The following is a 22,468-nucleotide window of genomic DNA, read 5'->3' as shown; positions in this document are numbered from 1 at the left end:
CCTGAGAAGTTGCGAGCCAGGGGCGACGCCGTTACTCCTATGAATGACGAGGTCTGCCTGCCTCAAGGTGCGGTTCCTCTATTGCCCCCGGCCAGCGCGACGGTTCTCAATCTGTTTTGGAAGTCCAACTGTAGTACTAGTGGAGTGTCCGACAAGTTCTTCAACATATTCGAGAGAGGCTCGCACCATTGGGAGAATGCTCCCCCGAGAGCCGGTCCACCTCGCGGAGACGACACCGAAGACCATCCGCGCTCAAGCCAGAATCCGACCCTGGAAGCACCTTCCGGCCGCGCGTCGCTCGAACTGGTCCGACCATCGGACCAGTTGCTCGAACTCGTGCCCGGAGGCCGCACCATGCTTCGCTCCAGGACGATGGACTATGTTGAAAAACTTGTCGGACACTCCACTAGCACCAGCCGCCCCTGGTGCGAGCGGCGGCCGAGTGCCTCCAGCGACACCTTGGCGCGATCCCGCCCCCACGGCAGCACATCCTCTGGAGAAAGGCCCAGCTCGGCACCAACTTCGGCAATGGGACGCAGTTTCATGCCGCGGACTCTCGGTGCCCGGGCGTCCCCGGGCAATGCCCTGGAGCGGCCTGGAAACGGGGCGGGGCTCCATCGGTTCGGCGCATCAATCGCGGATACCTCCATCCATTATACCCCCGACTGGAGTGGCAAAGGCCCCCAGGTGCTGGCCGACTTCCTGTGCGACCCTCCACGCATCGAGGTGGGCTGCTGGAGGCATGCCGGGGCGCGCGCGTGTGCGTTTTGCGCTCTTCCCGGTGTGAGGCGCAAGACTTGCGCCAGGGAGTCCAGGGGATTCGAGCGCGCTGCTCTCCCATGTACAGGCACGGCAAATGCTAGCCAGGGATTCGTAGTCCCTGTTCGCTCCTGGGGCCGTCCATCATGCACAAATCCATGTCGCTGGCCGCTCTGGCCGCACTGCTGAGTTCCGTTGCTCCATCCTCGAGTGGGGCGCAAGGGCCCGCGCTGACCGCCAACACGATCTTCTTCACCGTCGACAACTACTACGACCTCGATGCCAACGGTGATTACCGCCTCTATCACTCGGCGGGGTTCTATGAGCCCGGCGGGCCCGGGACGAATCCGCGTGTCTTCCTGCTGCCCGAGGTGTCGGTGGTCCGCGAGAAGATTCAATTCTTCTCGAGCGGGGGGAGGCAGGTGACTCCCGGTGATGCTCCTGCGGCCTCCATCAAGTCCATCAACATTCCTCTGCGTTACTCCGGCTCGCTGCCGACCGAGCCGCAGGGCATTGGCATCGCCGTGCAGACGGGCGGCGAGCCACAACCCGCGTACTTGCCCGGGCCGAGCCGGGACGCCGCAGGCAATCCGTTGATGCATCCCTGGCTGAACAGCATGCCCATGCTCATGCAGGCGGTCGGGGAAGACTGCGGCGCGTACACCAGGCTTCTGAGCAAGCAGGAAGCCAATCTGGCGCGGTGGCGGTCATACCGGGCCGAGACCACGGGGCTCAACGAGCTCGTGGTGGCGCTGCTCATTGACGGAGACGTCGTCTCGCAGCGGTTCATCCCGGGCTCCGTGGCGCTCTCCGGCTCGCTCCCGGTGCTGGCCGTGAAGCAGCCCTCCGAGGAGGTCGTGCAGCGCGTCGCCGACGGAAACTTCGAGGTCCAGGTCAGCTATCGATTCCGCGACGCACAGGTGGGCAGCATCGATGCCTCGTTCGAGGTCGAGTCCATCTTGGACAGTTACATCCAGGAGAGCCAACGGGTGATGACCAGCAGCAAGTCATCCGGCATGCAGATCTTCCATATCGGCTCCCGCCGCACGAAGGTGAAGCAATCGATGGAGCAGAGTCTGTCGCGGGAGGTGAGCAGCGGGACCCAGGCTCGAACGATGATCGTGATGAACGACGCGGACGACGCACAAGTGGCGCGATTCGAAGCGACGTTCTTTCCCACCCTCTCGAAGGAGCAGACGATTGCGGCCCACCTCGCGGCGGCGGACGAAGCCAAGAACGCCGGCAAGGTCGATCTCGCGAATGCCCATCTGCAGTATGCCAACGCACTCCAGCAGGGCGTGACACTCGCGGAAGTGGATGCCGTGGGGGCCGCGGCGGCGCTCAACAGGGGCGATTACGCCACTTTCCTCGCGAAAGGTGTCCGTTTCCAGGATTCATCGACCCGGATCTCCGGCGACTTCTTCCGCGTTGCGCACGAGCGCATCTCGACGAGCGAATCCAAGGTCTGGACGGATGTGTCGAAGCGTTCGGTGCAGCGCGCGATCACCCTGATGTTGAAGCCGGAAGATGCACGCAGTTCCCCCGCCCGGCTGGGAGTCTGTGGCTTCCGGGGCGGCCCCATCGTCGGCTCCATCCTGCTCACGTGCATCGAGCAGGGCAGTCCGCTCGCCAGGGCCGGGGTCCTGCAGGGGGAGATCATGTGGAAGCTCGGAGGCCGGCCGATCGGCTCGGTCTCGGACCTCGAGGCCATGCTCGCGGAGTTCGAGCCGGGCGACAAGGTCGATGTCGTGTTCGTCGATCTGAATGGGAGGACCCTGACCCGGAGGGTGAAGCTCGGGAAGGGCGTACCACGCTAGGGAGTCTGCCCATGGCATTCGTCAGCACATTCTCGATCCTTGCTCTCGTCGCAGTCAGCGCCGCCCCCCACAAAACACTCGCTCTCACGAAGGCTTCCGAACCGGATGGGACGGAGTATTCGCTGTCCTTCTGCGCGCGCCCGAGCCCGAGCGCGGCACTGAACCTGCCTGGGCACGCGTTCGTCGGGTACAGCATGAAGCCACGCAAGGGCGCCCGCCGGTACCTCGCGGTTGGACATACGACGTATGCTCCGCCTGGCGCCGTCCTGCTGACGTACCTCGGCCTGCGCCCCTCCGTGGAAGGCTCGATCGAAGAGGAACTCTTCACTGCCACACAGGAGCACTGCCTGGTTCTGCTCGTCAGCAAGGCGGCCTACGACCAGGCCATCGCCGCGGCAGCGGATGTGGTGAGCGGCGGGCTTCCGTCGTTCACTGAGCAGCGGAGGACGATCTTGCGCTACACGCTGGGCGCACAGGACTGCATGAGCTTCATGCTCGGGGTGCTGAAGCCGTTCGCCGGTGACCGGGGTGTGAGGATTCCAGCCCGAGGGCCGACGGAGCTCCCGCTGCCGTACCTCCGCCGGCTGATCGACGCCAACTGATGGAGGAGGAAACCGCATGCCACCGGGCCCGCCTCAGCCCAGGGGAATCACTTCCACTCCGTGAGCCGCACGACGAAGCACGGAGCCGATTCCTCCAGGGACCAACGAATACGGACCCTCGATACCCTCACCCTGGCCCTCGCCCAGTGGGAGAGGGGAGTCAGACACCTTGGAGGCGGGGGCTCGGAGCCCCCACCCCAGCCCGCGCTCAGCCCACCACCAGGTTGATGATGCGGCCCGGCACGTAGACGAACTTCTTCTCCGTAGCGCGCTCACCGCGGTGTTGAGCCGCAGCGCCTCGATGTCCTTGCCCACCTTCTTCACCGTCTTGTGCAGCAGGCGCAGCGTCTCCTCGTCGAGCGTGGCCTCCGCGGCCCCCGGCTCCTCGCGTACGAAGGCCAGCGTGTGCCAGGCGCGATCCAGGAAGCATGGGCTCCCCGTCAGCGTCCCTCACCTCCCGCTCTGCTCCCGCCCGCTACGCCCAAGAGGGCTCCTGTCCTTCCTATGCTTGCGAACATAGCGCGCTGCCCGGGAGCGCAGTGGTCACGACTCGTGGGCTCCTCGAGCGCGAGCGCACGGTCGATCTCCCCGGCTCGGCCGTGGAAGCGCTCGAGGCACACCGGCACCCGCGGCACGGCACTCCCGGGCGGGCGACTCGCGATGCTGGGGGGTATCCGAGGTGGAATCCCCGCGACTCAGGCCGTTACAGGAAAACACGACTTCCCTGCCATTTTTCATATACACTGGGAAGGATTCCACTCCGCTCACACCGGAGCGCCCCATCGCTCACGAGGAAGGCCATGCCGCAACGTCGCCCTGCCCGCTCCACCCTTGGACTCCTGTCCGGACTGCTGCTGGCCGCCTGTGGTGAGGGTGATATCCCCGGGTCCGGGTGGGCCCCGTCCGAGGAGCCCCTGGGCACCCGGGAGGCGGCGATGTGCTCCGGCTTGAGCGTCACCCGCCTGACCCTCGACGGAATCAGCACGTATCAAGGCGAGCTCGCCGGGGCGGGAACCTACGCGGTCTCCACCTTCGCCAACGCCGTGTCGCTCGAGTTCTCCGTGGATGGGCAGACGCCCAGCAGCACCGAGCGCCTGGGCGCCAGCGGCACCTGGTCCTACAGCCGCACGGGCGTGGCCTGCGGCCCGCGGCTCTTCGAGGTGCGGGCCTACCCCATGGTGGTCGCCAGCGATGGCACCAAGACGGTCTGCCGGGAGAGTTACAAGTCGGTGACCCGGACGGTCACCGAGCCGTGCCCCACCACCGCGTCCGTTTCCTGCGACCGTATCTCCACGACCACGGTGCGATGCACCGGGACGGGCAGCGGAGGCTCCGGCTCCTATACGCCCTCCTGGAAGACATCCGTGTATTCCTATTACGACCAGATGGAATACAGCTGGCCCTCGTACCTGGACATGTGGACCGTAGACATGTCCTGCCGCGCTGTCTCCGCCACAGCGAGCGCCTATGACGTCTTGAGACTCGATTTCAAGGTGACCGACAGCACCGGGGTGACGTCGAACACCGTTTCCAGCCCCAACTACAAGTGCGCGCCGATGTATTACTAGATGTGCCCGAAAGGGTGTCCCCCCGAAAGGGTGTCAGAGAATTCGAGTGACGCGACCCGGCACGACCACCGTGCCGCCGCCTCTCCGCTACCAGCCGAGCCGTACGACTCCGCGCAACGGCAGCTGCTGGCGGCCCAGTTCGCACTCCTTCTCCATCTTCGCGACCTTCGCGCGCAGCGCCTTGGACATCGAGCAGTCGGGTGGTTGGCAGGGGGGACCCAGGCACTGGCGTTGCTGGATGGGCCGACACGCCAGCCGGCCTCGCTGACGCGTCAACTGGCGTGTCAAAGGCCTCGAGCCCCCTCTCCGTCCCCCTGCCCCTCCTCTGACACGTGGGCCCCAAGGGACTGGCCTGCCGGTTGCTATGAGACGACCGCGCGGTCCTGAATCCAAACCCTTGTCGGATATCAACCCTTGCTGTGAGGAATTGACCATGATGCTCGCTTCCATCGCTTCCGTCCTGCTGGCCAACACGCTCGCCCAGACCCCCACCACCCCGGCGCCCTTCCCCTATTGCGGCTTGGAGCTCCAGCTCAAGTCGTGGAAGGGGGACTACCTGAACCGGACCGACGCGGCCCCGGCCGTCATCGCGGCGGCCACCGGCGCCGCCGGCAACGCGTGGACCTTCGAGTGCACCACGGACGGCAAGGTGAAGGTAAAGTCGTCGAAGGGGGACTACCTGAACCGGACCGACGCGACCCAGGGCGTCAACGCGGCGGCCACCGGCACCGGCACCGTGTGGACGCCTGTCTTCACCGGCGGCAAGCTCACGCTGAAGTCGTCGAAGGGGGACGGCCTGCACCGCCCGGACACCGCTGCGAGCGTCACCACGTGGGGCACCGGCATTGGCAATACGTGGACCGTCGAGCTCGCCGCGTGCGGCAAGAAGGTGCATCTGAAGTCGTCGAAGGGGGACGGCCTGCACCGTCCGGACACCGCTGCGAGCGTCACCACGTGGGGCACCGGCATTGGCAATGTGTGGACCCTCGAGTGCGCCGCGGACGGCAAGTTCCAGCTCAAGTCGTGGAAGGGGGACTACCTGAACCGGACCGACGCGGCCCCGGCCGTCATCGCGGCGGCCACCGGCGCCGCCGGCAACGCGTGGACGCCCGAGTTCGCCAGCGGCAAGGTGAAGCTCAAGTCGGTGAAGGGGGACTACCTGAACCGGACCGACGCGGCCCAGGGCGTCAACGCGGCCGCCACCGGCACCGGCACCGAGTGGACCCTGTTCGTGGCCCCCTGAGCAGGCGCGTGAAGCCCGGAAAGGTGTCCCGGAAAGGTGTCAAAGGACTCGTACCGACACATTGTCCCCTACGAATCGTCTGACACCCTTCCTGCGGCCCCTCGTCCCCCAGAGCCTCGCCTCCTACGAACCGTCCGCCCCCATTCCCGGGATGGACTCCAGCAGCTCCTGGGGCGGAGGCGTCAGGACCGGCTGCCACTTCTCCGCCGCGCCTTGCGGAGCGAAGAAGACCTGTCCGTCGATGCGCTTTCCGTCCTCGCATTGCGCACCGAGGACCTGGAGATAGCCGTGGAGCATGCACTCGGCCTCGCTCTCCACCCAGGTGCCGAACCCGGTGCCATTGGAGAACCGGCCGTGGCAGCGGATCTTCTTGGGGCGGTCGGGGATGAGGTCCGAGCAGGCCGCGCGGTTTCCCGCCCGGCAGGCCGCGGCGGTCTGGGCGCGATTCGCCGGGTCGTACTGTCCCTCCAGACGGTCGAGCGACGTCCACTCGCCTTCGAGCGGCCCCGAGGAGAAGAGCTGCTCGCAGGGCCGGTAGTTCTTCTCGTAGGCGAAGCTGCACGGCTCGAAGTCACCGCAGCCGCCTTCCTGTTCGCACTCCTTCTCCATCTTCGCCACCTTCGCGCGCAGCGCCTTGGACATCGAGCAGTCGGGTGATTTGCCGCTCATGGGCCCGAGCACCACCTCGGTGGGCGCGAGTGCGCAGAGCGAAGGCTCCCGGAGGGAGATGCCGGGAGAGAAGCGCGCGTTGTCGAGGACGAGCGTGCGCGGCTTTCCGTCCTTGCACGCGGGAGGGAATTGGAAGGTGTAGCGGCCGCCGTGGATCTCGAGCCGGGTGAATGCGGGCATCGGCATCCGCACCTGCTTGCCCGAGCGGACCTCGCGGCCGGAGATCATGTTTTCGTAGTAGATGACGAGCGCATCGGTCTTGAACGTCTTGTTCCCCTTGCGCGCGGTCACCGCGTGAAGCGTGGGGCTGGCGCTGTCGGCCAGGGAGGGCAGCGCGAGCAGCGCGCCGGCCACGGCGAGCCCGCGCGAGAAGCAGGAGAGAGCGTGACGGAGGGACATGTGAATCAGCTTACGCGCAGGCAGGGGCAGGCGTCAGCGGCGTGGCACGGCGGGCTTCTCGCGGGAGACGAGTGGCCCAGGCAGAATCACGGGCGGGTGCCCTCCTGGAATGCGAAGGACACGCCAGGTCAGGCCCCCAGCGCTGATGCGCTCAGGTTTCGGCCTGGCCAACCGCTCTAATGCCGCCCCAACTCCCTGTCCCAGTCCGACAACTGCGTGGACACCGCGTATTTGTAGGCGCTGGAGATATCCTCGAACTTCTTCGGGGGAAGTGCGGAAAGGCGCTCACGCAAGAAGCCCGGGTCGCCGAGCACCTCGCGGTGTTTGAGATCGGTATCCACCTCGACCATTCCAGGAATGACCCGGAGCACGGCCTCCAGGCAGTCCTCCCGGGTGGCGCGAGACATGCGCTCCACCGTCAGCGCCAGGTGCTCGCGAACAGGAGCAGGGCCTCCGGGGCACCAGGCCTCCAGGGTCCCGCGGTAGATGTCATCCATGAGCTCTTCCAGCGTGTACTTCTGCTCGAACGACCCGAACGCGTAGCGAAGGCCCTGGAGCACCTCCCAGAAGCGGAGCAAGGCGGCGAGCCGGTTCGCCATGCGCTCCGCGCTCTGCGGCGGGGGTGGAGACACGGCATGGTCGAGAGCCCCCCAAGGGGTGCTCAAGCAGAAGGACTCGAAGGCGTCACTCATGCGCGGGCGCTCCTCCTTCGGGACGCCTTCATCCAAGCCCATGAAGACCTCGATGAACATGTGCATCCGCCAGCAGGGGTCGCCCGTGTCGAAGTCAGCCACCGGGTGCATCACCAGCACTTCGCCGGGTGACACCTGTCGCATCTGCCGGGGCTGGGGAAAGGCACCGGTCTCGAGATACTCCCGAGCCCACCAGTGCCCCTCGGCTCTCACCTCGCGGAGGATTGCGGCTTTGGTGCCATAGAGCCACGCTGGAAACTCGAGCACCTGGGAGTGTTCCATGTTCATGGCCTCGCGCCCTACCACAACGAGGTGGGCATCACAGCTGGTCCATGGGCTGGTTTCAGTCGTCGTACAACCCGTCCATGAGATCCTGGAAGCTGTTGGCGACGGGGTGGACGGAGCCCTCGACGGAGACGAGGACGATACGAGGCTGTTCGGGCGAGCCTCGGTAGTCGAAACACAGGTCCTCTCCACCAGGGGTTCTGGCGAAGGGGAAGATGCCCGATGGGACATGGGAGCGAATGACTTCGTATGAATTGAGGATGGAGTAGCTCTCCCTCCCCTCATGCTCGGAGACTGTCAGTAGCACCCCCAAGGCATTGTCGCCTCTCCCAACCCTGAACCCATTGGGCTCGGGGGCCATGCCCTGATACATGGATGCAACCCGCTTGTAGTCATCGGGAAGTTTGACTCCCCATGCGGACTCGATCCGCTCCAATTCATGTGGACTGACGGAACCTGACGCTTTCAGGACGTGCGGTCTCCAGTGAACACTCATTTGAACTCCTCCCTCCGAAAATCTACGGGTATCCGCCTCCCCAGATGGACATCCCTCCAGTATGCGGTCTCGCAAGCTGGTGTGCGCCATCCGTAATGAGCTGCATCCTGCCTACGTCCTGGTGGTGATGCCATGTATAACCACTTGGAGCAGTAACGCTCGTCGGTAACGCCTGAATCTCTCCTGGAGAGAGATTCAGCTCTTTTGCCAGACGGGGATCGGCCTTGACCGCCTCATACAGTCGTTGGTTGGCCGCCTTGAAATGCATCCTGTGGCTGCTGCTCCCGATGTGGACGTCATCAATGAGCGTCTCGAACTTCGTCTCGAACTCGGCGAAGCCGTGCTTGTCGAAGCGGACGGTCTCCTTCCCGTTCGTCACCGTCTTGCCCGCGCGGTTGCGTCCGAGAATGGCAATGGGTTGAGGCGGCTGCCTTGTCCCCATGTAGGGCAGCACTCGGCCGTCCGGGGTGAGCCTGGGCTTGCGCCATTCCTCCACATGCTCGATGCGGTGGCGCTTCGGGTCCGGGCCTCCGTTGGAGGAAGCAGGGTCCGAGGCGCCCACGCCCTGGCTGCCGCTCACGCCCTGTTGCGCCATGTACGCGGCCGTCGGCATCAGGGTCACCGTCACCGCGGGCCGGGCCACCACCACGGCTTGTACCTGGCGGGCTACCGCCAACAAGTCCAGCCCCGTCTCCGCCTCGAGCAGTTGTGCTGCCCGGCCAGAGCCCGGCAGCCCCGGGCCCTTCATCATCCCGTGCGCCGTCCACCCCAGTGCCGCCGTCGCCACCAGCACCAGCACCCGCCCCACCTGCACGCCCAGCACTCGTCCGTAGCGCTCTCCGATGCTCCTCAACTCCAGCAGGGAGCGAGCGCTCCGGACAGCCTCCTGTAACCGCCGGTAGCCCTCTACTACGTTGAAGAGCGTATCCGTTCCCAGGTACGCGACCAGCGTCACCGTCATCCCCAGCGCGATCAGCTTGGAGGTCGGCTCGGGCAGTAGCAACAAGCCGAGGTAGGTGGAGAGCGAGGTGTAGACAGCCATCTTCAATTGCTCGGGGTCTACCGAGGCCTCTACGACTGACTGAACGCCGGGCCAGAGGCTTTCGAACGCGAACATGAGCGCCATGTCCGCCCGCTCGTCCTCGTCCAGGTGCAGTTCAGGCTCTCGGAGAGTCACGCAGCGCGAAGGGGCCTCGTGCTGGGAGCACGAACTCGACCAGGCGAGCTGCGAGGAGCGCGAGGTTCGCCAGGCCCCGGAGAGCATCGGAGTCTTGCCCGGCCGGTGGAAGAGGGGCTGGGGCGGGCCGGGGAGCTGCGCCACCAGCAGTCGCATGGCGTGCTCGAACTCGGACTGGGAGAAACGCACGGGCTCGCGCCGGGGCAGGACGGGGAGCACCACCTGTCGGCCGCCTTCCGCCTCGAGCACCACCCGCGCGGGCCCGGCCACCGACTCGCAGGACTCCTCCGCCACCGCTCTGGCGGGCTCCTGCTCCCACCGCATTCCATCGTCCGTTGCGCATGCGGCCAAGGCCAGCAACAGCGTCACTGCCCACGGGCGAAACCCTCGAGGGACTCGGCTCGTGCGCTCCTGGCTCGGTGGTGGCCTGCGCCCTCTCCTGCTCGCAGTCGGCATGAGGGCGGAGCTTGGTCCACATCATTTGATTGGGACAAGCCCGTCCGCAGTGTCGTCCGCCGTCCGCAGTGCCAGAGAATTCGAGTGACGCGAGCCGACACGACACGCGGCGGAAAAGAGAGGAGGGGAAAGCTGGCCGAGACATCCTCCGTACTATCCGCGACGGCGATGCACCCCTCGGGGCAACCGCCCCCCCCCCGGAAAGACTCGGCGGCCGGTGGGTTCACCCGTCCACTCCAGCTCTCGTTCTCGCTCGCCTCCCTCGTTTCGAGTCCTTTGACACCGTCTCGACACCGTCTCCGGCACGGGCTCACCCGGCGCGATGCACTCCGAAGTGGTGGGGCCGTCGAGCGCGCCCGAAAGGGTGTCGAAGGCTCCGCGCGACACGCAAACAGGGATCGGTATAAATCTCGACGACACGTATAAAACTTGCCGACCTGTATAAAAAATATTGCGGAATTCTAAATGGCGATCCACTATCCCCTTGTATGAGAGCCAAGCTGCCGTGGGAGATCTACCCCGAGCTGACGCTGGACCGTCTGCTCGACGTCGCGCGCATCATCAATCGCGTTCACGAAGAGGTGGCCCGCCATATTCAGCCGGAGAAGGGCGACCTGCGCTTCGGCAGGTGGGTTCCGGGGTCTACCGAGTACTCGCGTGTCGTGCACGAGCTGGAAGAGGCGCACAAGTCCGGTGCTTACCCATGGCTCGGGATCGTCGACGACTCCATGCAGTTCGTCGCCTCCATCGGCGGTGTCCCGTTTCGGTTCTTCAACGGAGACCCGGAGACCCCGTCGCGAAGCGCCCGCAAGCGCTCCACCAAGGAGCAGCGGGCCAATCTGGAGTTGTTCGACCTGAACACGGTCACTCGGGCGGACATCGACTGGGCGTGGCGCTTCGCGGTTGACGTGAACCCCATCACCGCCGAAGTGATGAGCATCACGATCGAGGAGGTGGACAGTACTGGTTCTTATCGGAACGCGTTCGAGATTCCATTCCGCCAGGCTGCGGCAGGACTCACGGTCCTGACCGACCACCGCCCAGAAGGAGTAGAGTTCGCGCCGCCGCAGCCCGAAGAGATTCCGGCAGCGGAGGAGACTGGCACGGAGGCCGCCGAAGGCGGCACAGTGGACGATGACCGCGACGAATGAAGCGGCCTTCATTGGGAGCAACCTGCGGATCGCACGCAACTTCCGCGGGATGACGCTGGCCGACCTGGCTCAGATGGTGGATGTGTCGCACTCCTCCATCCACCACTTCGAGACCGAGCTACGTAAGCCTGACGAACTGCTCGTCAAGGCGCTCGGACAGGCGCTCGGGTTCTCGCCTCGGTACTTCTTCGTCCCCATCAAGGAGGAGTTTCGAGAGGAGGACTGCCAATTTCGAAGCGAGAGGATGCCCGTTTCGCTGAAGACCCGGGTGCTGGCACATGGCACCGTGTTCGGGATGTACGTGCGACAGGTGGCGGTGCACCTGAAGGCTGCGCGTCTGAAGTTCCCGACAATTTCTATTCCGAGCGAACGCGCGACCGGAAAGGAGGCCGTTGAACAGGTGGCGGAGAACAGCCGCCGCACGATAGGCCTGGGGCTAGACCGTCCCATTACGAGCATGGTTCGGCTGTTGGAGAGCCGGGGCGTGGTTGTCACGCGCTTTGGGGCCTCGACTGAGGAAAGTGACGCGCTGAGCGTTGATGCCTTCTCGCGCATGGGTACGCATCCCGTCGTTGTCCTCAACACCGACAAGAGCAGCACCTCGCGTGCTCGGTGGGACATAGCGCATGAGTTCGGTCACCTCATTTTGCATGTGGGGCTCCGCTCTGGGGACCCGGAACAGGAGAAGGATGCGGACTTCTTCGCAAGCGCATTCCTCCTGCCGCGCACAGGCTTCTTGCGTGAGTTTCCGCACCAGACGAAGCTGAACTGGGAGACTGTCTTCGCAATGAAGCGGCGGTGGAAAGCCAGCGCAGCTGCCATCGTGCGGCGTGCCTATGACTTGGGGCGCATTGACGCGATTGAGTACCGACGCGCCTGGAAGCACTACATGTACAGGCGCTGGCACAAGGGCGAACCAGACGAGCCGGAAGATGAACCGCCTGAGCTGCTCCAGAACTCCCTCAAGCACATAGAGCAACGAACTGGGGCTACACCTCTGTTCATTGCGAAGGAGCTCGGCTGGCTGCCGGAGACGTTCAACCGGATCATTGGTATCGACCCGATGTCGCAGAAGCCAGAGGCACCAGAGGCCAGTGGTCGCGTCATCCCCTTCAGCCGCACTCGCCCTACTGGGTAGTGCGTGCACCGCTCCATGGGAGGGCCAGCAAGGCCGCGTGCCGCGCCGGTACACGGTGCAACCCCTGGGCCCCCCCTGCCCTGGCAGCCCTCTCTTGAAGAGAGAGGCAGGGAATTGGGGCGTGTTGACAGCGGCTGCGCCAGGTTCAGCACCACGCCTGCTGGGTGCTCCCCGTGGCCACTCACTGCTCGATCGAGCGGGGCTCCGGCGGGGGCAGCATGGCCGCCATGTAGCACTTGCCCTGGTACTCGTAGAGTTCCTCCGGGCATGGGGCCTTGAGATCATGAGGCACCCAGCAGGCGCCCATGATCTCCACCTCGATACGAGGCGTGCAGGGAGGGCGCTTCTGCCCTTTGTAGGGCTTGCGCGGAAACGGGTGGGCGATGGGCGATGGCCCCCCATCCGTGGCGCTCCGGAGCGAGTGGCCCGTGAGGGGTAGCACCGTGTCCGTCGGCACCTCCTGGCCCATGGGTGCTGGCGCGGCGCGCACCAGGGGGTCCGCGCTGTCTGGCGGTGGGCTCACGGGAGCCGGGCGGAGCAGCGCGAAGACCAGGGCGCCCACCGCGGCGGGGCGCCAGCCAGTGCCAGCTCGAGCCGCAACCCGAGGCGAAGCTCGTCAGCGTCCGGGAGGGCCCGGGCCATGCGCTTCATGGTGTCACGCACCTCCTCGAACAGGCACACCAGCGCTTCCGCGGAGTACTTGTCGGGAGCCACGGCCAAGGCGAAATCCTCCACCTCCAGGGCGACGTAACCCGGTGAGCCCGAGGAGATGCACCGCCCCCGCCAGTCCGGCAGCGGCTCCGCGCCCTCTTCCGGGGAGGACCTGAGCACCAGGGCTGTCGCCCCGCTCGTCTCGTGCATGGCCCGGTAGAGTTCGCCCCGGCTGTGCTCGTCCTGCGCCATCTGCTCGTGGAGCTGGTAGGGCCCCACCTGATCCACTTCCGCCCCGCTCGTCTCGGACTTATTCTCCTCGTCCACGCGTGCTCCTCGCGGGCCTGCTCGCCCGCCCGGCTTCCTTCTCGCGTGTTTGCACCGCGTCGGCCCCTCCTTACGGGAGCTACACGGTGCATCTGGAGCGTCCTACCGCCCAGATCTCACAGAATGGCCGGGGGCTGCTGCCCTCGCGCTACCCCACCGGGACACGGCGGGCAGCAAGCCCGCCGCGCGATGCACCGGCTCAGGCGCCCTTGAGGTTCTGGGTCACGAAGTCCCAGTTCACCAGGCTGTTGAGGAACGTGTCGATGTACTTGGGACGCGCGTTGCGGAAGTCGATGTAGTACGCGTGCTCCCACACGTCGATGGTCAGCAGCGCCTTCTGGCCGTGCTTCATGGGCAGGTCCGCGTTGCCCGTCTTGGTCACCGCCAGCTTGCCCTTCTCCAGCACGAGCCAGGCCCAGCCGGAGCCGAACTGCGTCGTGGCGGCGTTGGCGAACTCCTCACGGAAGCGCTCGAACGAGCCGAAGTCGCGCTTGATGGCATCCGCCAGGTCCCCCGTGGGGAGCCCGCCACCGTTCGGCTTCATGCAGTTCCAGTAGAAGGTGTGGTTCCACACCTGGGCGGCGTTGTTGAAGACGCCTCCCTCGCTGTGGAGGATGACCTGCTCCAGCGAGCTGTTCGCCTCGGGCTTGCCGTCGAGCAGCTTGTTCAGGTTGTTCACGTACGCGGCGTGGTGCTTGCCGTGGTGGTACTCGAGCGTCTCCGCGCTGATGTGCGGGGCGAGGGCGTCCTTCTTGTAGGGCAGCTCGGGCAGCGAGAACGGCATGGGTACTTCCTTTCAGCAGAGAAGTGGTTCTGCTCCCTCTACCCGGTCCCCGTCCATATGTCAGCGGCCTTGCCAATGGATTGGCGGATTGTCATTACATTGGCGCGGACCGGCGGTACTCGCGCCGGTACGCGCCGGGAGCGACGCCTCCCCAACGTTTGAAGGCCCGGTTGAAGGACGCCTCGCTCTGGTAGCCGATGGCCTCCGCGACCTGGAGCAGCGGCTGCTCGCCCTCGCGCAGCATCTGGGCGGCCTTCGTCATCCTCCACCGCGCCAGGTACTCCAACGGAGGCTCCCCCACGAGCTCACTGAAGCGCGCGGCGAAGCTGGAGCGCGACAGGGCCACGGCCGTCGCGAGGCTCTCCACCGTCCACGGCTCCGCGTGCCGCTCGTGGATGAGCGAGAGCGCCTTGCGAATCTGGGGATCCCCGAGCGCGCACAGCCCCCGCTCCCGGCACGCCCCCGCCGCGATGTGCGTGCGCAGGGCCTGCACGAGCAGGATGTCCGCGAGCCGGCTCATGACGACCGTCGCCCCCGGGCTGGACGAGGCGCTCTCCGTGATGAGCAGCTGCACGAGCGCCGGCAGCGAGGGGGAGGCCTCGGCATGGTCCGCGGTGATGTGGATGGCCCGCGGCAGCCCCTCGAACAGCGGCGTGCGGGACGCGGCGCCGAGCCGGAAGGACCCCACCACCAGCACCGTCCGCGCCCCGTCTCCGCCGAGCCGGAACACCCCGGGTCCGTCATGCCCCCGCTCACAGGAGCCCTTGCCGAGGACGTGGACCGGGCTTCCCTCCGCGTCCCGGAGCGTGTGCCCGCCCCCGTGCGGAAGCAGCGCCAGGTCTCCCGCCGACAGCGAGAGGGCGCCCTCCACCCCCTCGACCTCCAGGCGGGCACTCCCCCGGGCCACGACGATGATGTGCGCCCCCGCCAGCTCCGGGAACTGGATGCCCCAGGGGGCATGGAGCTCCAGGCGGCCGTACACCAGGGTCGTCAGGCGCATCGAGTCCAACACCTCCGCCAGCACATCCGTTACCCGCTCGTCCCGGGGGGCTGGACGATCGGTCAATTCTTTTGGACTGGATGTCATGGCACGTCCATAGCGGCCCGGGCATTTTCCGGCCATGGCAAACCTCTCCCACCTCTTCTCCCCCTTCCGCCTGGGCCGGCTCGAGCTCAAGAACCGCATGGTGATGGCCCCCATGACGCGGAGCCGCGCCCTCGTCGAGGGCAACGTGCCCAACCCGCTGGCGGTGACCTACTACGCGCAGCGCGCCTCGGCCGGGCTCCTCATCACCGAGGGCACCCAGGTCAGCACCCAGGGCGTGGGGTACATCCGCACGCCCGGCATCCACTCGTCCGCGCAGGTGGCGGGCTGGAAGGCGGTGACGGACGCCGTGCACGCGGCGGGCGGCGTCATCTTCGCCCAGCTGTGGCACGTGGGGCGCGTGTCGCACCCGGACTTCCATGACGGCCAGCTGCCCGTGGCCCCCTCGGCCATTCCCGTGGAGGGCGGCCAGGTCTTCACCTTCAAGGGCAGGACGCCCATGGTGACGCCGCGCGCCCTGGAGACCCACGAGCTGCCCGGCATCGTCGAGCAGTTCCGCCTCGCGGCCGTGAATGCGAAGGAGGCGGGCTTCGACGGCGTGGAGCTGCACGGCAGCAACGGCTACCTGCTGGACCAGTTCCTGCGGGATGGCTCCAACCAGCGCACGGACGCGTACGGCGGCAGCATCGAGAACCGGGCGCGCTTCCCGCTGGAGGTGGCTCGCGCGGTGGTGGGCGTCTGGGGCGCCGAGCGGGTGGGCTACCGGCTCGCCCCGCAGCCCTTCCCCTACGCGGGCATGACGGACTCCACCCCGGCCGAGACGTTCTCCCATATGGCTCGCGAGCTGGGCCGGTTGGGGCTCGGCTACCTGCACGTGACCGAGGCCGTGTCGGGCCAGGGCGCCCCCAGCCCGGAGCAGCGCATCTCCCCGCTGCTGCGCAAGGCCTTCCCGGGCACGTTCATGGTCAACGGCGGCTACGACGCGCAGACGGGAGAGGCGGCGCTCTCCCGGGGCGAGGCGGAGCTCGTCTCCTACGGCGTGCCCTTCCTCGCCAATCCGGACCTGGTGGAGCGCTACCGGAGGGGGGCCGCGCTCAACACCCCGGACTCCGCCACCTTCTTCACCGGCGAGGAGAAGGGCCTCATCGACTACCCCGCACTGGGCTGACGGTGGGAGCCAGGTGCTCCCACCGCCCGTCCCGCCCGGAGCGCTGACTACTGGTAGTACTGGTAGCGCACCGTCAGGGCGCCGTCGACGGCGGTGGCGCCGCAGAAGCCGCCGCCGCTCACGTTGACGATCTGGTCATTCGAGGACTTCGTGTACCCACCGGCCGCGTACCAGCCGGCCGTCTTCCACGTCGCGCTCACGGCGAAGGGCAGCCCGCTCAGGTCCACGTTGGCCTTGCCCGTCGAGGAGTTGAAGGCGACGCAGTCTCCCGCCTCGCCAAAGGCCGGTTGCTGCGCTGGGCACATCGGGAGCCGGCCTGAGCCCCCTCAGGCTGACACCGTGCCCATTTCCCCTCGCCATCCGGGAGAGGGACGGGGTGAGGGTGCCACGCATCCCGGGTTGAACCCCCTGTCCACAGGGGGGGTCCACGGGTTGGAGAACAGGGACAGATACCCTCACCCCGACCCTCTCCCGAGGGGAGAGGGGATATTGAGGGGATATTGAGGGATATTGAGGGGATATTAGAACGCGGAGCCGTTGGCGCGCGTGCCCGGCGACGAGCCCACCGTCGAGAGCGAGGTGTGCAGCACGAAGCTCCCCGTCGCGCTGACATCCGGGCTGCGGTTGGCGGACACGCCGTCGGTGCTGGTCAGCGAGCTCGGGACGGCGAACGAGTCCACGGTGGCGCTGCCCGCGTCCTTCACGATGACGGTGTCCCCGCTGTTGGCCAGGCCCAGCGCTCCGGTGGAGGCTCCCACGGCGTTGGACATCCCCGCGGGAACGCCACTGGCCGAGCCGAACACCACGATGGCCTTGCCCGCCCCCAGCACCGTCCCCGTGGCGAAGGTGTGCCGCTTCGCCGTGGAGTCCCAGATGCTCCAGCCGCCGATGTCGATGGACGCACCGCCCACGTTCACCAGCTCGACGAACTCCTTGGTGACATCGGAGCCGGGCTCGTTGACGAGGATCTCGTTGAGGATGACCCGGGCGGCGCTGGTGGCGGCCGGAGTGGTGGCCGAGGCGGTGTTGCTGACGGCGGACTCGTTGTTGGCCGCGTCATCGGCCGTCACGCGGTAGTAGTAGGTGGTGCTCGCGGCGCGGCCGGTGTCCGAGTGGCTGGTGCCGGAGACGCTCGCCACGGCCGAGAAGCTGGCGTTGTCGGTGCTGCGGTAGACGTTGTAGCCGGCCACGCCCACGTTGTCGGTGGAGCCCGTCCAGCTCAGGTTCACCTGGCTCGAGGACACGGCCGAGGCGCTCAGGCCGCTCGGAGCGGTGGGCGCCGTGGTATCGGAGCTCCCGCCGCCGCTGCCCGCGCCCGCCAGCCACGCCATGGCGTTGAGGTGGATGAGGGCGTTGTCGTACAGCGTCTCGTTCCAGCCGTTGTAGGTGGTGTGGCCGCAGCCGTTGGTGGCGTCCTCGGAGGGCGAGGAGTCACCGATGGCCGCGATGCGCCCCGTCCCATCCGTGGAGGTGGCGAACGTCACCCGCGTGTTGGCGCCCACCGTGCCGGTGGTCATCCACACGTGCCCCTTGGCGTTGGGGTTGGCGGTGGGGTCCAGGGTGATGGAGGTGGAGCCGAAGAGGCCCAGGCCCTTGCCCACGGTGGCCTTGCCATAGGCGCCCGCGTGGACGATGGGCGACGTGGTGTCCGTGGTGTACTTCGAGTTCGGGTTGTCGTTGAACCAGTTGTCCGGCTCGCCCATCACCTGGAAGCGCAGGCCCCAGGACACGCCCGTCATCAGCTCGTTGAGGATCTCCGGCGAGTCCCAGCCGTCGTTGTTGCGGTCCGAGTTCCCGTGGTCCGAGATGAGGAACACGCCGCCCCCGTTCCTCACGAAGGCCTGGATGGCCGTGCGCTCTGCGGTGGTGTAGCGGATGTTGGGCTCGGGCAGGATGAGGACCTTGTAGTTCTTGAGGTCCTGCGCGTTGCTGGTGTCACCGTAGGTGATGCGGCTGCCCGTGGGCAGGCTCTCCACCGAGAAGCCCTTCTTCACCAGGGCCACGCCGAAGGCCGAGTAGGCGCCGCCCCAGTACGTCTCGGGGGTGGTGGCGGTGATGCCGCTCTGCGCCGGGGTGGGGTAGCGCTGGGCCGTGCCGCACGTGTCCTCGTCCAGCACCCAATCCGCGTTGCCCGCCGTCTGCGCGTGCATCGCCTCGAACAGCACCTTCGTCTGGGCCCACGCGCTGGCGGGCTCCATCAGCCCGATCACGGGCAGGGCGAAACACAGGGACCGGAGCAGTTTCTTCATACGACGCCTCCTCGGCTGGGGGGGAGGCACCAAGGAAGCATCTATTTTCTCAAAATTCAATCCACGCGAAATTCACCTGCGGGGCTGGAAAAACCCCGTGCTCGATTCACGGGTCACCGGGTCCTGGCGGGGGCGGAGCCCGTGCCGGTGTCACCGCCGGTGTGACGTGGGACCCCTGGGGCATGCTGGCCTCTCGATGGACCGCCGCCCGAGGGCCGCCGGGAAACTTGCCCCGGGGTGCCCCCACCGCAGGATGGCGCGGTCCCCCCCACCGCCGCCTGGCACGAGGCACCTGTGAGCAATCAACGAACCGAACGGTGGCAGCAGCTCCTCTCCCCGCACCGCGTGGGGGACAAGAAGGATCGGCCGCCCCTGGACACGCGGGATGAGCGGACGGCCTACGACGTCGACTACGACCGCATCGTCTTCTCGAGCGCCTTCCGGAGCCTGCACGACAAGACGCAGGTGTTTCCGCTGTCCTCGAGCGACTACACGCGCACGCGGCTGACGCACAGCATCGAGGCCTCGAGCGTGGGGCGCTCGCTGGGACAGCTGGCGGGGCGGGCGCTGAAGCAGCGGGACGTGAAGGTGGAGCCGCCGCACCTGGGCACCATCGTGGCGGCGGCGTGCCTGGCGCACGACATCGGCAATCCGCCCTTCGGCCACTCGGGAGAGGCGGCCATCCAGCACTGGGTGGACAAGCGCTTCCTGTCTGGCATGCCCAAGGAGCGCACGGAGCCGGTCTGGCCGTTCGCCACCTGGAGCGAGGAACAGGATCTGCTGCGCTTCGAGGGCAACGCGCAAGGCTTCCGCATCCTCGCGCGGCTGCAGGCGCGCAACCGGGACGGCGGGCTGCGCTACACCGTGGCGACGGTGGGGGCCATGAGCAAGTACCCGAGGCCCTCGGTGCTGCCGGGGCGGCGCCCGAAGGACAAGAGCCGCATCTCGGAGAAGAAGTTCGGCTTCTTCCAGGAGGACGCGCAGCTGGCGCGCGAGGTGTACCGCACGCTGGGGCTCACCGAGCGCGAGCCGGACGTGTTCAGCCGCCACCCGCTGGCCTTCCTCGTCGAGGCGGCGGATGACATCTGCTACGCGCTCATCGACCTGGAGGACTCGGCGAAGCTGGGCCTCATCCCCATGGAGGAGGCGTGCTCGCTGCTGGAGAGCGTGGCGGAGCTCAGCGGCCACTTCCGGGCCCTCAAGGAGAAGGTGGACTGGGAGTCGCGGATGGGCGTGGCCCGGGCGGGCGCCATCTCCGCGCTCATCCAGGAGTGTGTGGCGGCGTTCGAGGAGCACGTGGAGGCAATGGAGGTGGGGCGCTTCGAGCAGTCGCTGGTATCGGCCCGGCCGGAGGTGGACGCCCGGCTGAAGGCCATCACCGGCATCACCCGCCGCAAGGGCTACGAGAGCGAGCGCGTGCTGCAAATCGAGGCGGCGGGCTTCAAGACGCTGGGCGGCCTGCTGGACATGTTCGCGCCCGCGGTGCTCGCGGACACGCCGGACCTCCAGGAGAAGAAGCTGCGGCAGCTCCTCCCCATCGAATTCTTCCAGCGCCCGGGGCCGTACCTGGACAACCGGGACGAGGCCATCGAGCGGCTGACGCCCTACCAGCGGCTGCTGTGCGTGACGGACTACGTGTCCGCCATGACGGATGGTTTCGCGGTGGAGCTCTACCAGCGGCTCTCCGGCATCAAGCTGCCGGAGTAATCCCTCTCCTTTTCTCAATCCCAGACACCCGGCTGTTGCCGCACGGACAACACGGTTGCCGTTGCACCCGGGGCCACCTCCCCACTCCCCCTCTGTAGCCTCCGGGGCAACAATTCAGGAATTGACCGGAAGGCTTGCAATACAAAGCCAGACGTGAGAGGTGTTCGCGCGTCCATTTCAAGCATCCAAGAGGGGAGAGTCCATGACCTGGAAGAATCTCGCCCTGTGCCTCGGCACGGGGATGGCGTTCGTCACCGGAGGCGCCGCGTTCGCGCAGGAAGTGCCCGAGGACAAGTACTACGCGGAGAAGGTGCTCGCCGAGGGCGCGGGCTGGCAGCTCAAGAACATCAGCGGCTATGCCGTGGATGGGGACGGCCGCTACTACTCGCAGGACATCTACAACATCAAGAGCACGGTGCGCGAGGCGTTCTACCAGCTGCCGCTGCACCCCTACCTCCAGGAGGAGCTGGCCGCGGCCGCCGTCGAGACCAAGGACGAGACGGTCTTCGTGCTCGACAAGAAGATCGCCGATGAGATCGCCCTCTCCTACGAGAAGGGCGAGCTGACCGAGGCGCTGAAGGCCATCGCCGAGCCGCCGGACGAGGAGGTGCCGGCGGGCGTGCAGACGATGGGGCCGTTCGGCTCGTGCTCGGACCAGACGTTCAGCAAGAGCAAGAGCTTCACCCTCAACACGCCCATCTCCACGAGCCAGAACTTCGGCTCGGGCTTCTCGGGCACCCTGAGCGCGACGGGCAACATCAACGGCAGCGCGACGGGTGAGGTGGTGATGAAGGTCAAGCGCCACAAGATCTTCTGGGTGTGCGTGCCCTACGGCGTGAACTTCCAGCACGCGCGGGCCTGGGGCAACGTGAGCGTGGCCAACGGCTCGTCGGTGAACGGCACGCTGAGCTACAACTGGAGCTGGCAGAAGGAGATCGCCAAGCCGTCGCTGGGCTCGCTGAACTTCTTCATCGGACCGGTGCCGGTGCACATCGGCTTCAACCTGCCCATCAACCTGGGCCTCGACGTGTCGGCGAGCGTCACCGGCCAGGTGAACTACAACGGCAACCAGACGGCCACGGGCGCCTTCGATTACACCTGCACGCTGAGCGGGTGCGGCGGCTGGGCCAACTACAACCTGGGCGGCAACTCGCTGCAGCCGCTGACGGGCAGCGTGTCGGGCCGCGTGTACCCCACCGTCTGGGTGCAGGTGGCCGTGCGCGCCTACCTGTACTCCGAGTGGCTCGCCTATGCGCAGGTGGGCGTGCGTCCCTACCTGTACGGCGACCTGTGGGGCTACTACGGCAACGCCTGTGGTGACGCGGATGGCAACGGCATCAACGAGACGGTGAGCGCCCTCACCTTCAACCTCGACTGGCGGCTCTTCATCACCGCGCAGGCCTCGGCCTTCGGCGGCAACCCCACGCAGTGGAACAACCTGTGGAGCACCCAGCGCCGCAACATCAAGTTCTGGGACCTCATCAGCGGCGGCTCGAGCGCCATCCGCCCCATGATTGGCGGCCCGGCGAGCACCAACGTGAACACCTCCACGGGCTACACCGCGAAGATGCGCCCCTGCTGGCCGTACGGGGACACGGTGAACTACCGCTTCGACTGGGGTGACAGCACCTCCACCAACGTCAGCGGCGCGCCGCAGACCGCCACGGCCGCGGGCAAGGCCTGGTCCACCAGCGGCGCGAAGACGCTGCAGCTCACCGCGCTGAGCGACTCGTGGGGCCGGCAGCTCAACGCCACCACCGCGCGCTCCATCCAGGTCAACGGCTCCACCCCCACGTGGACGGGCTGGTTCAACCGCGACGCCCCCGGTGGCAGCGGTGACTACGAGACGCTGTCCGATCTCATCGCCGGTGGCTACTCCGTCTGCTCCAACCCCGTCGGCGTGGAGTGCCAGACGGCCGGCGGCGCCCCGTACACCAGCACGGGCGAGGTCTACAGCTGCTCGCTCTCCGGTGGCGTGTGCGTCAACTCGCAGCAGCCCGACGGCATCTGCCAGGACTACCGGGTGCGCTTCCTCTGCCCGTAGTCAGTCTGCGTGAATGAAGGACTCCGCCCTCTCCCGCGCAC

21 protein-coding genes are annotated in these 22,468 nt (G+C 66.9%); 9 read left to right on the top strand and 12 right to left on the bottom strand.

Annotated features, from left to right (window positions below; translation table 11 throughout):
* Window positions 1-377: 377 nt before the first annotated feature.
* Entirely contained in the window at window positions 378-545 is a 168-nt protein-coding gene (locus tag VFZ09_RS38900) for a hypothetical protein (protein WP_329732842.1), read from the bottom strand.
* A gap of 360 nt (window positions 546-905) precedes the next feature.
* On the opposite strand from VFZ09_RS38900, the gene VFZ09_RS38895 reads away from it, so the two are divergent.
* The 3 genes from VFZ09_RS38895 to VFZ09_RS38885 all read left to right on the top strand — a co-directional run bounded on the left by VFZ09_RS38895 (window position 906) and on the right by VFZ09_RS38885 (window position 4,746).
* On the top strand, window positions 906-2,576 hold the full coding sequence (locus VFZ09_RS38895) for a hypothetical protein (protein ID WP_329732841.1): 1,671 nt from the start codon (window positions 906-908) through the stop codon (window positions 2,574-2,576).
* An 11-nt stretch (window positions 2,577-2,587) separates the two neighbouring features.
* Window positions 2,588-3,178, top strand: a complete 591-nt coding sequence (locus VFZ09_RS38890) for a hypothetical protein (RefSeq protein WP_329732840.1) — start codon at window positions 2,588-2,590, stop codon at window positions 3,176-3,178.
* Window positions 3,179-3,978: 800 nt separating this feature from the next.
* A complete protein-coding gene (locus tag VFZ09_RS38885; protein ID WP_329732839.1) occupies window positions 3,979-4,746 on the top strand; it encodes a hypothetical protein in 768 nt (255 codons plus the stop codon).
* 87 nt (window positions 4,747-4,833) lie between these two features.
* Here the strand turns inward: VFZ09_RS38885 and VFZ09_RS38880 are convergent, their stop codons facing one another.
* The gene (locus tag VFZ09_RS38880; RefSeq protein WP_329732838.1) at window positions 4,834-5,022 is read right to left on the bottom strand and encodes a hypothetical protein; all 189 of its coding nucleotides are present in this window, start codon (window positions 5,020-5,022) and stop codon (window positions 4,834-4,836) included.
* Between the two features lie 157 nt (window positions 5,023-5,179).
* On the opposite strand from VFZ09_RS38880, the gene VFZ09_RS38875 reads away from it, so the two are divergent.
* On the top strand, window positions 5,180-5,989 hold the full coding sequence (locus VFZ09_RS38875; RefSeq protein WP_329732837.1) for a hypothetical protein: 810 nt from the start codon (window positions 5,180-5,182) through the stop codon (window positions 5,987-5,989).
* 123 nt (window positions 5,990-6,112) lie between these two features.
* Here VFZ09_RS38875 and VFZ09_RS38870 read toward each other — a convergent pair whose 3' ends face one another.
* The 4 genes from VFZ09_RS38870 to VFZ09_RS38855 form a co-directional block, all read right to left on the bottom strand.
* On the bottom strand, window positions 6,113-7,057 hold the full coding sequence (locus VFZ09_RS38870; protein ID WP_329732836.1) for a hypothetical protein: 945 nt from the start codon (window positions 7,055-7,057) through the stop codon (window positions 6,113-6,115).
* A 176-nt stretch (window positions 7,058-7,233) separates the two neighbouring features.
* Window positions 7,234-8,037: a hypothetical protein gene (locus VFZ09_RS38865; RefSeq protein WP_329732835.1), complete on the bottom strand. Its 804-nt coding sequence runs from the start codon at window positions 8,035-8,037 to the stop codon at window positions 7,234-7,236.
* A 55-nt stretch (window positions 8,038-8,092) separates the two neighbouring features.
* A complete protein-coding gene (locus VFZ09_RS38860; protein WP_329732834.1) occupies window positions 8,093-8,530 on the bottom strand; it encodes an SMI1/KNR4 family protein in 438 nt (145 codons plus the stop codon).
* A 22-nt stretch (window positions 8,531-8,552) separates the two neighbouring features.
* Window positions 8,553-10,031 (bottom strand): HNH endonuclease, encoded by a 1,479-nt coding sequence (locus tag VFZ09_RS38855; protein ID WP_329732833.1) that lies wholly within the window; start codon window positions 10,029-10,031, stop codon window positions 8,553-8,555.
* Window positions 10,032-10,651: 620 nt separating this feature from the next.
* Here VFZ09_RS38855 and VFZ09_RS38850 point away from each other — a divergent pair.
* Together VFZ09_RS38850 and VFZ09_RS38845 are read left to right on the top strand one after the other, a co-directional pair.
* Window positions 10,652-11,314, top strand: a complete 663-nt coding sequence (locus tag VFZ09_RS38850) for a hypothetical protein (protein WP_329732832.1) — start codon at window positions 10,652-10,654, stop codon at window positions 11,312-11,314.
* Entirely contained in the window at window positions 11,298-12,452 is a 1,155-nt protein-coding gene (locus tag VFZ09_RS38845) for an XRE family transcriptional regulator (RefSeq protein WP_329732831.1), read from the top strand. Before VFZ09_RS38850 ends, VFZ09_RS38845 begins: the two co-directional genes overlap by 17 nt.
* Window positions 12,453-12,633: 181 nt before the next feature.
* Here VFZ09_RS38845 and VFZ09_RS38840 read toward each other — a convergent pair whose 3' ends face one another.
* The 4 genes from VFZ09_RS38840 to VFZ09_RS38825 all read right to left on the bottom strand — a co-directional run bounded on the left by VFZ09_RS38840 (window position 12,634) and on the right by VFZ09_RS38825 (window position 15,280).
* On the bottom strand, window positions 12,634-12,975 hold the full coding sequence (locus VFZ09_RS38840) for a hypothetical protein (protein WP_329732830.1): 342 nt from the start codon (window positions 12,973-12,975) through the stop codon (window positions 12,634-12,636).
* A complete protein-coding gene (locus tag VFZ09_RS38835) occupies window positions 12,972-13,430 on the bottom strand; it encodes a hypothetical protein (protein WP_329732829.1) in 459 nt (152 codons plus the stop codon). Before VFZ09_RS38835 ends, VFZ09_RS38840 begins: the two co-directional genes overlap by 4 nt.
* A 199-nt stretch (window positions 13,431-13,629) precedes the next feature.
* Entirely contained in the window at window positions 13,630-14,214 is a 585-nt protein-coding gene (locus tag VFZ09_RS38830) for a superoxide dismutase (protein WP_329732828.1), read from the bottom strand.
* 94 nt (window positions 14,215-14,308) lie between these two features.
* Entirely contained in the window at window positions 14,309-15,280 is a 972-nt protein-coding gene (locus VFZ09_RS38825; RefSeq protein ID WP_329732827.1) for an AraC family transcriptional regulator, read from the bottom strand.
* Between the two features lie 55 nt (window positions 15,281-15,335).
* Here VFZ09_RS38825 and VFZ09_RS38820 point away from each other — a divergent pair, with 55 nt between their 5' ends.
* Entirely contained in the window at window positions 15,336-16,427 is a 1,092-nt protein-coding gene (locus VFZ09_RS38820; RefSeq protein ID WP_329732826.1) for an alkene reductase, read from the top strand.
* Window positions 16,428-16,474: 47 nt separating this feature from the next.
* Here the strand turns inward: VFZ09_RS38820 and VFZ09_RS38815 are convergent, their stop codons facing one another.
* Together VFZ09_RS38815 and VFZ09_RS38810 are read right to left on the bottom strand one after the other, a co-directional pair.
* Entirely contained in the window at window positions 16,475-16,732 is a 258-nt protein-coding gene (locus VFZ09_RS38815; protein WP_329732825.1) for a GON domain-containing protein, read from the bottom strand.
* 216 nt (window positions 16,733-16,948) lie between these two features.
* On the bottom strand, window positions 16,949-18,676 hold the full coding sequence (locus VFZ09_RS38810) for a lamin tail domain-containing protein (protein WP_329732824.1): 1,728 nt from the start codon (window positions 18,674-18,676) through the stop codon (window positions 16,949-16,951).
* 294 nt (window positions 18,677-18,970) lie between these two features.
* On the opposite strand from VFZ09_RS38810, the gene dgt reads away from it, so the two are divergent.
* A complete protein-coding gene (gene dgt, locus VFZ09_RS38805) occupies window positions 18,971-20,383 on the top strand; it encodes a dGTP triphosphohydrolase (RefSeq protein WP_329732823.1) in 1,413 nt (470 codons plus the stop codon).
* A 202-nt stretch (window positions 20,384-20,585) separates the two neighbouring features.
* Window positions 20,586-22,427: a hypothetical protein gene (locus VFZ09_RS38800; RefSeq protein ID WP_329732822.1), complete on the top strand. Its 1,842-nt coding sequence runs from the start codon at window positions 20,586-20,588 to the stop codon at window positions 22,425-22,427.
* Window positions 22,428-22,468: the final 41 nt, after the last annotated feature.

It is taken from the genome of Archangium sp. (assembly GCF_036277355.1).
GTDB lineage: Bacteria > Myxococcota > Myxococcia > Myxococcales > Myxococcaceae > Archangium.
This window is presented reverse-complemented; position numbering and strand designations above follow the sequence as displayed.

Excerpts from the sequence above, each read along its gene's own strand:
- VFZ09_RS38900 (WP_329732842.1), bottom strand. The coding sequence starts at position 545 with ATGAAACTGCGTCCCATTGCCGAAGTTGGTGCCGAGCTGGGCCTTTCT.
- VFZ09_RS38895 (WP_329732841.1), top strand. The coding sequence starts at position 906 with ATGCACAAATCCATGTCGCTGGCCGCTCTGGCCGCACTGCTGAGTTCC.
- VFZ09_RS38890 (WP_329732840.1), top strand. The coding sequence starts at position 2,588 with ATGGCATTCGTCAGCACATTCTCGATCCTTGCTCTCGTCGCAGTCAGC.
- VFZ09_RS38885 (WP_329732839.1), top strand. The coding sequence starts at position 3,979 with ATGCCGCAACGTCGCCCTGCCCGCTCCACCCTTGGACTCCTGTCCGGA.
- VFZ09_RS38875 (WP_329732837.1), top strand. The coding sequence starts at position 5,180 with ATGATGCTCGCTTCCATCGCTTCCGTCCTGCTGGCCAACACGCTCGCC.
- VFZ09_RS38870 (WP_329732836.1), bottom strand. The coding sequence starts at position 7,057 with ATGTCCCTCCGTCACGCTCTCTCCTGCTTCTCGCGCGGGCTCGCCGTG.
- VFZ09_RS38865 (WP_329732835.1), bottom strand. The coding sequence starts at position 8,037 with ATGAACATGGAACACTCCCAGGTGCTCGAGTTTCCAGCGTGGCTCTAT.
- VFZ09_RS38860 (WP_329732834.1), bottom strand. The coding sequence starts at position 8,530 with ATGAGTGTTCACTGGAGACCGCACGTCCTGAAAGCGTCAGGTTCCGTC.
- VFZ09_RS38855 (WP_329732833.1), bottom strand. The coding sequence starts at position 10,031 with ATGCGGTGGGAGCAGGAGCCCGCCAGAGCGGTGGCGGAGGAGTCCTGC.
- VFZ09_RS38850 (WP_329732832.1), top strand. The coding sequence starts at position 10,652 with ATGAGAGCCAAGCTGCCGTGGGAGATCTACCCCGAGCTGACGCTGGAC.
- VFZ09_RS38845 (WP_329732831.1), top strand. The coding sequence starts at position 11,298 with ATGACCGCGACGAATGAAGCGGCCTTCATTGGGAGCAACCTGCGGATC.
- VFZ09_RS38830 (WP_329732828.1), bottom strand. The coding sequence starts at position 14,214 with ATGCCGTTCTCGCTGCCCGAGCTGCCCTACAAGAAGGACGCCCTCGCC.
- VFZ09_RS38820 (WP_329732826.1), top strand. The coding sequence starts at position 15,336 with ATGGCAAACCTCTCCCACCTCTTCTCCCCCTTCCGCCTGGGCCGGCTC.
- VFZ09_RS38815 (WP_329732825.1), bottom strand. The coding sequence starts at position 16,732 with ATGTGCCCAGCGCAGCAACCGGCCTTTGGCGAGGCGGGAGACTGCGTC.
- VFZ09_RS38810 (WP_329732824.1), bottom strand. The coding sequence starts at position 18,676 with ATGAAGAAACTGCTCCGGTCCCTGTGTTTCGCCCTGCCCGTGATCGGG.
- VFZ09_RS38800 (WP_329732822.1), top strand. The coding sequence starts at position 20,586 with ATGACCTGGAAGAATCTCGCCCTGTGCCTCGGCACGGGGATGGCGTTC.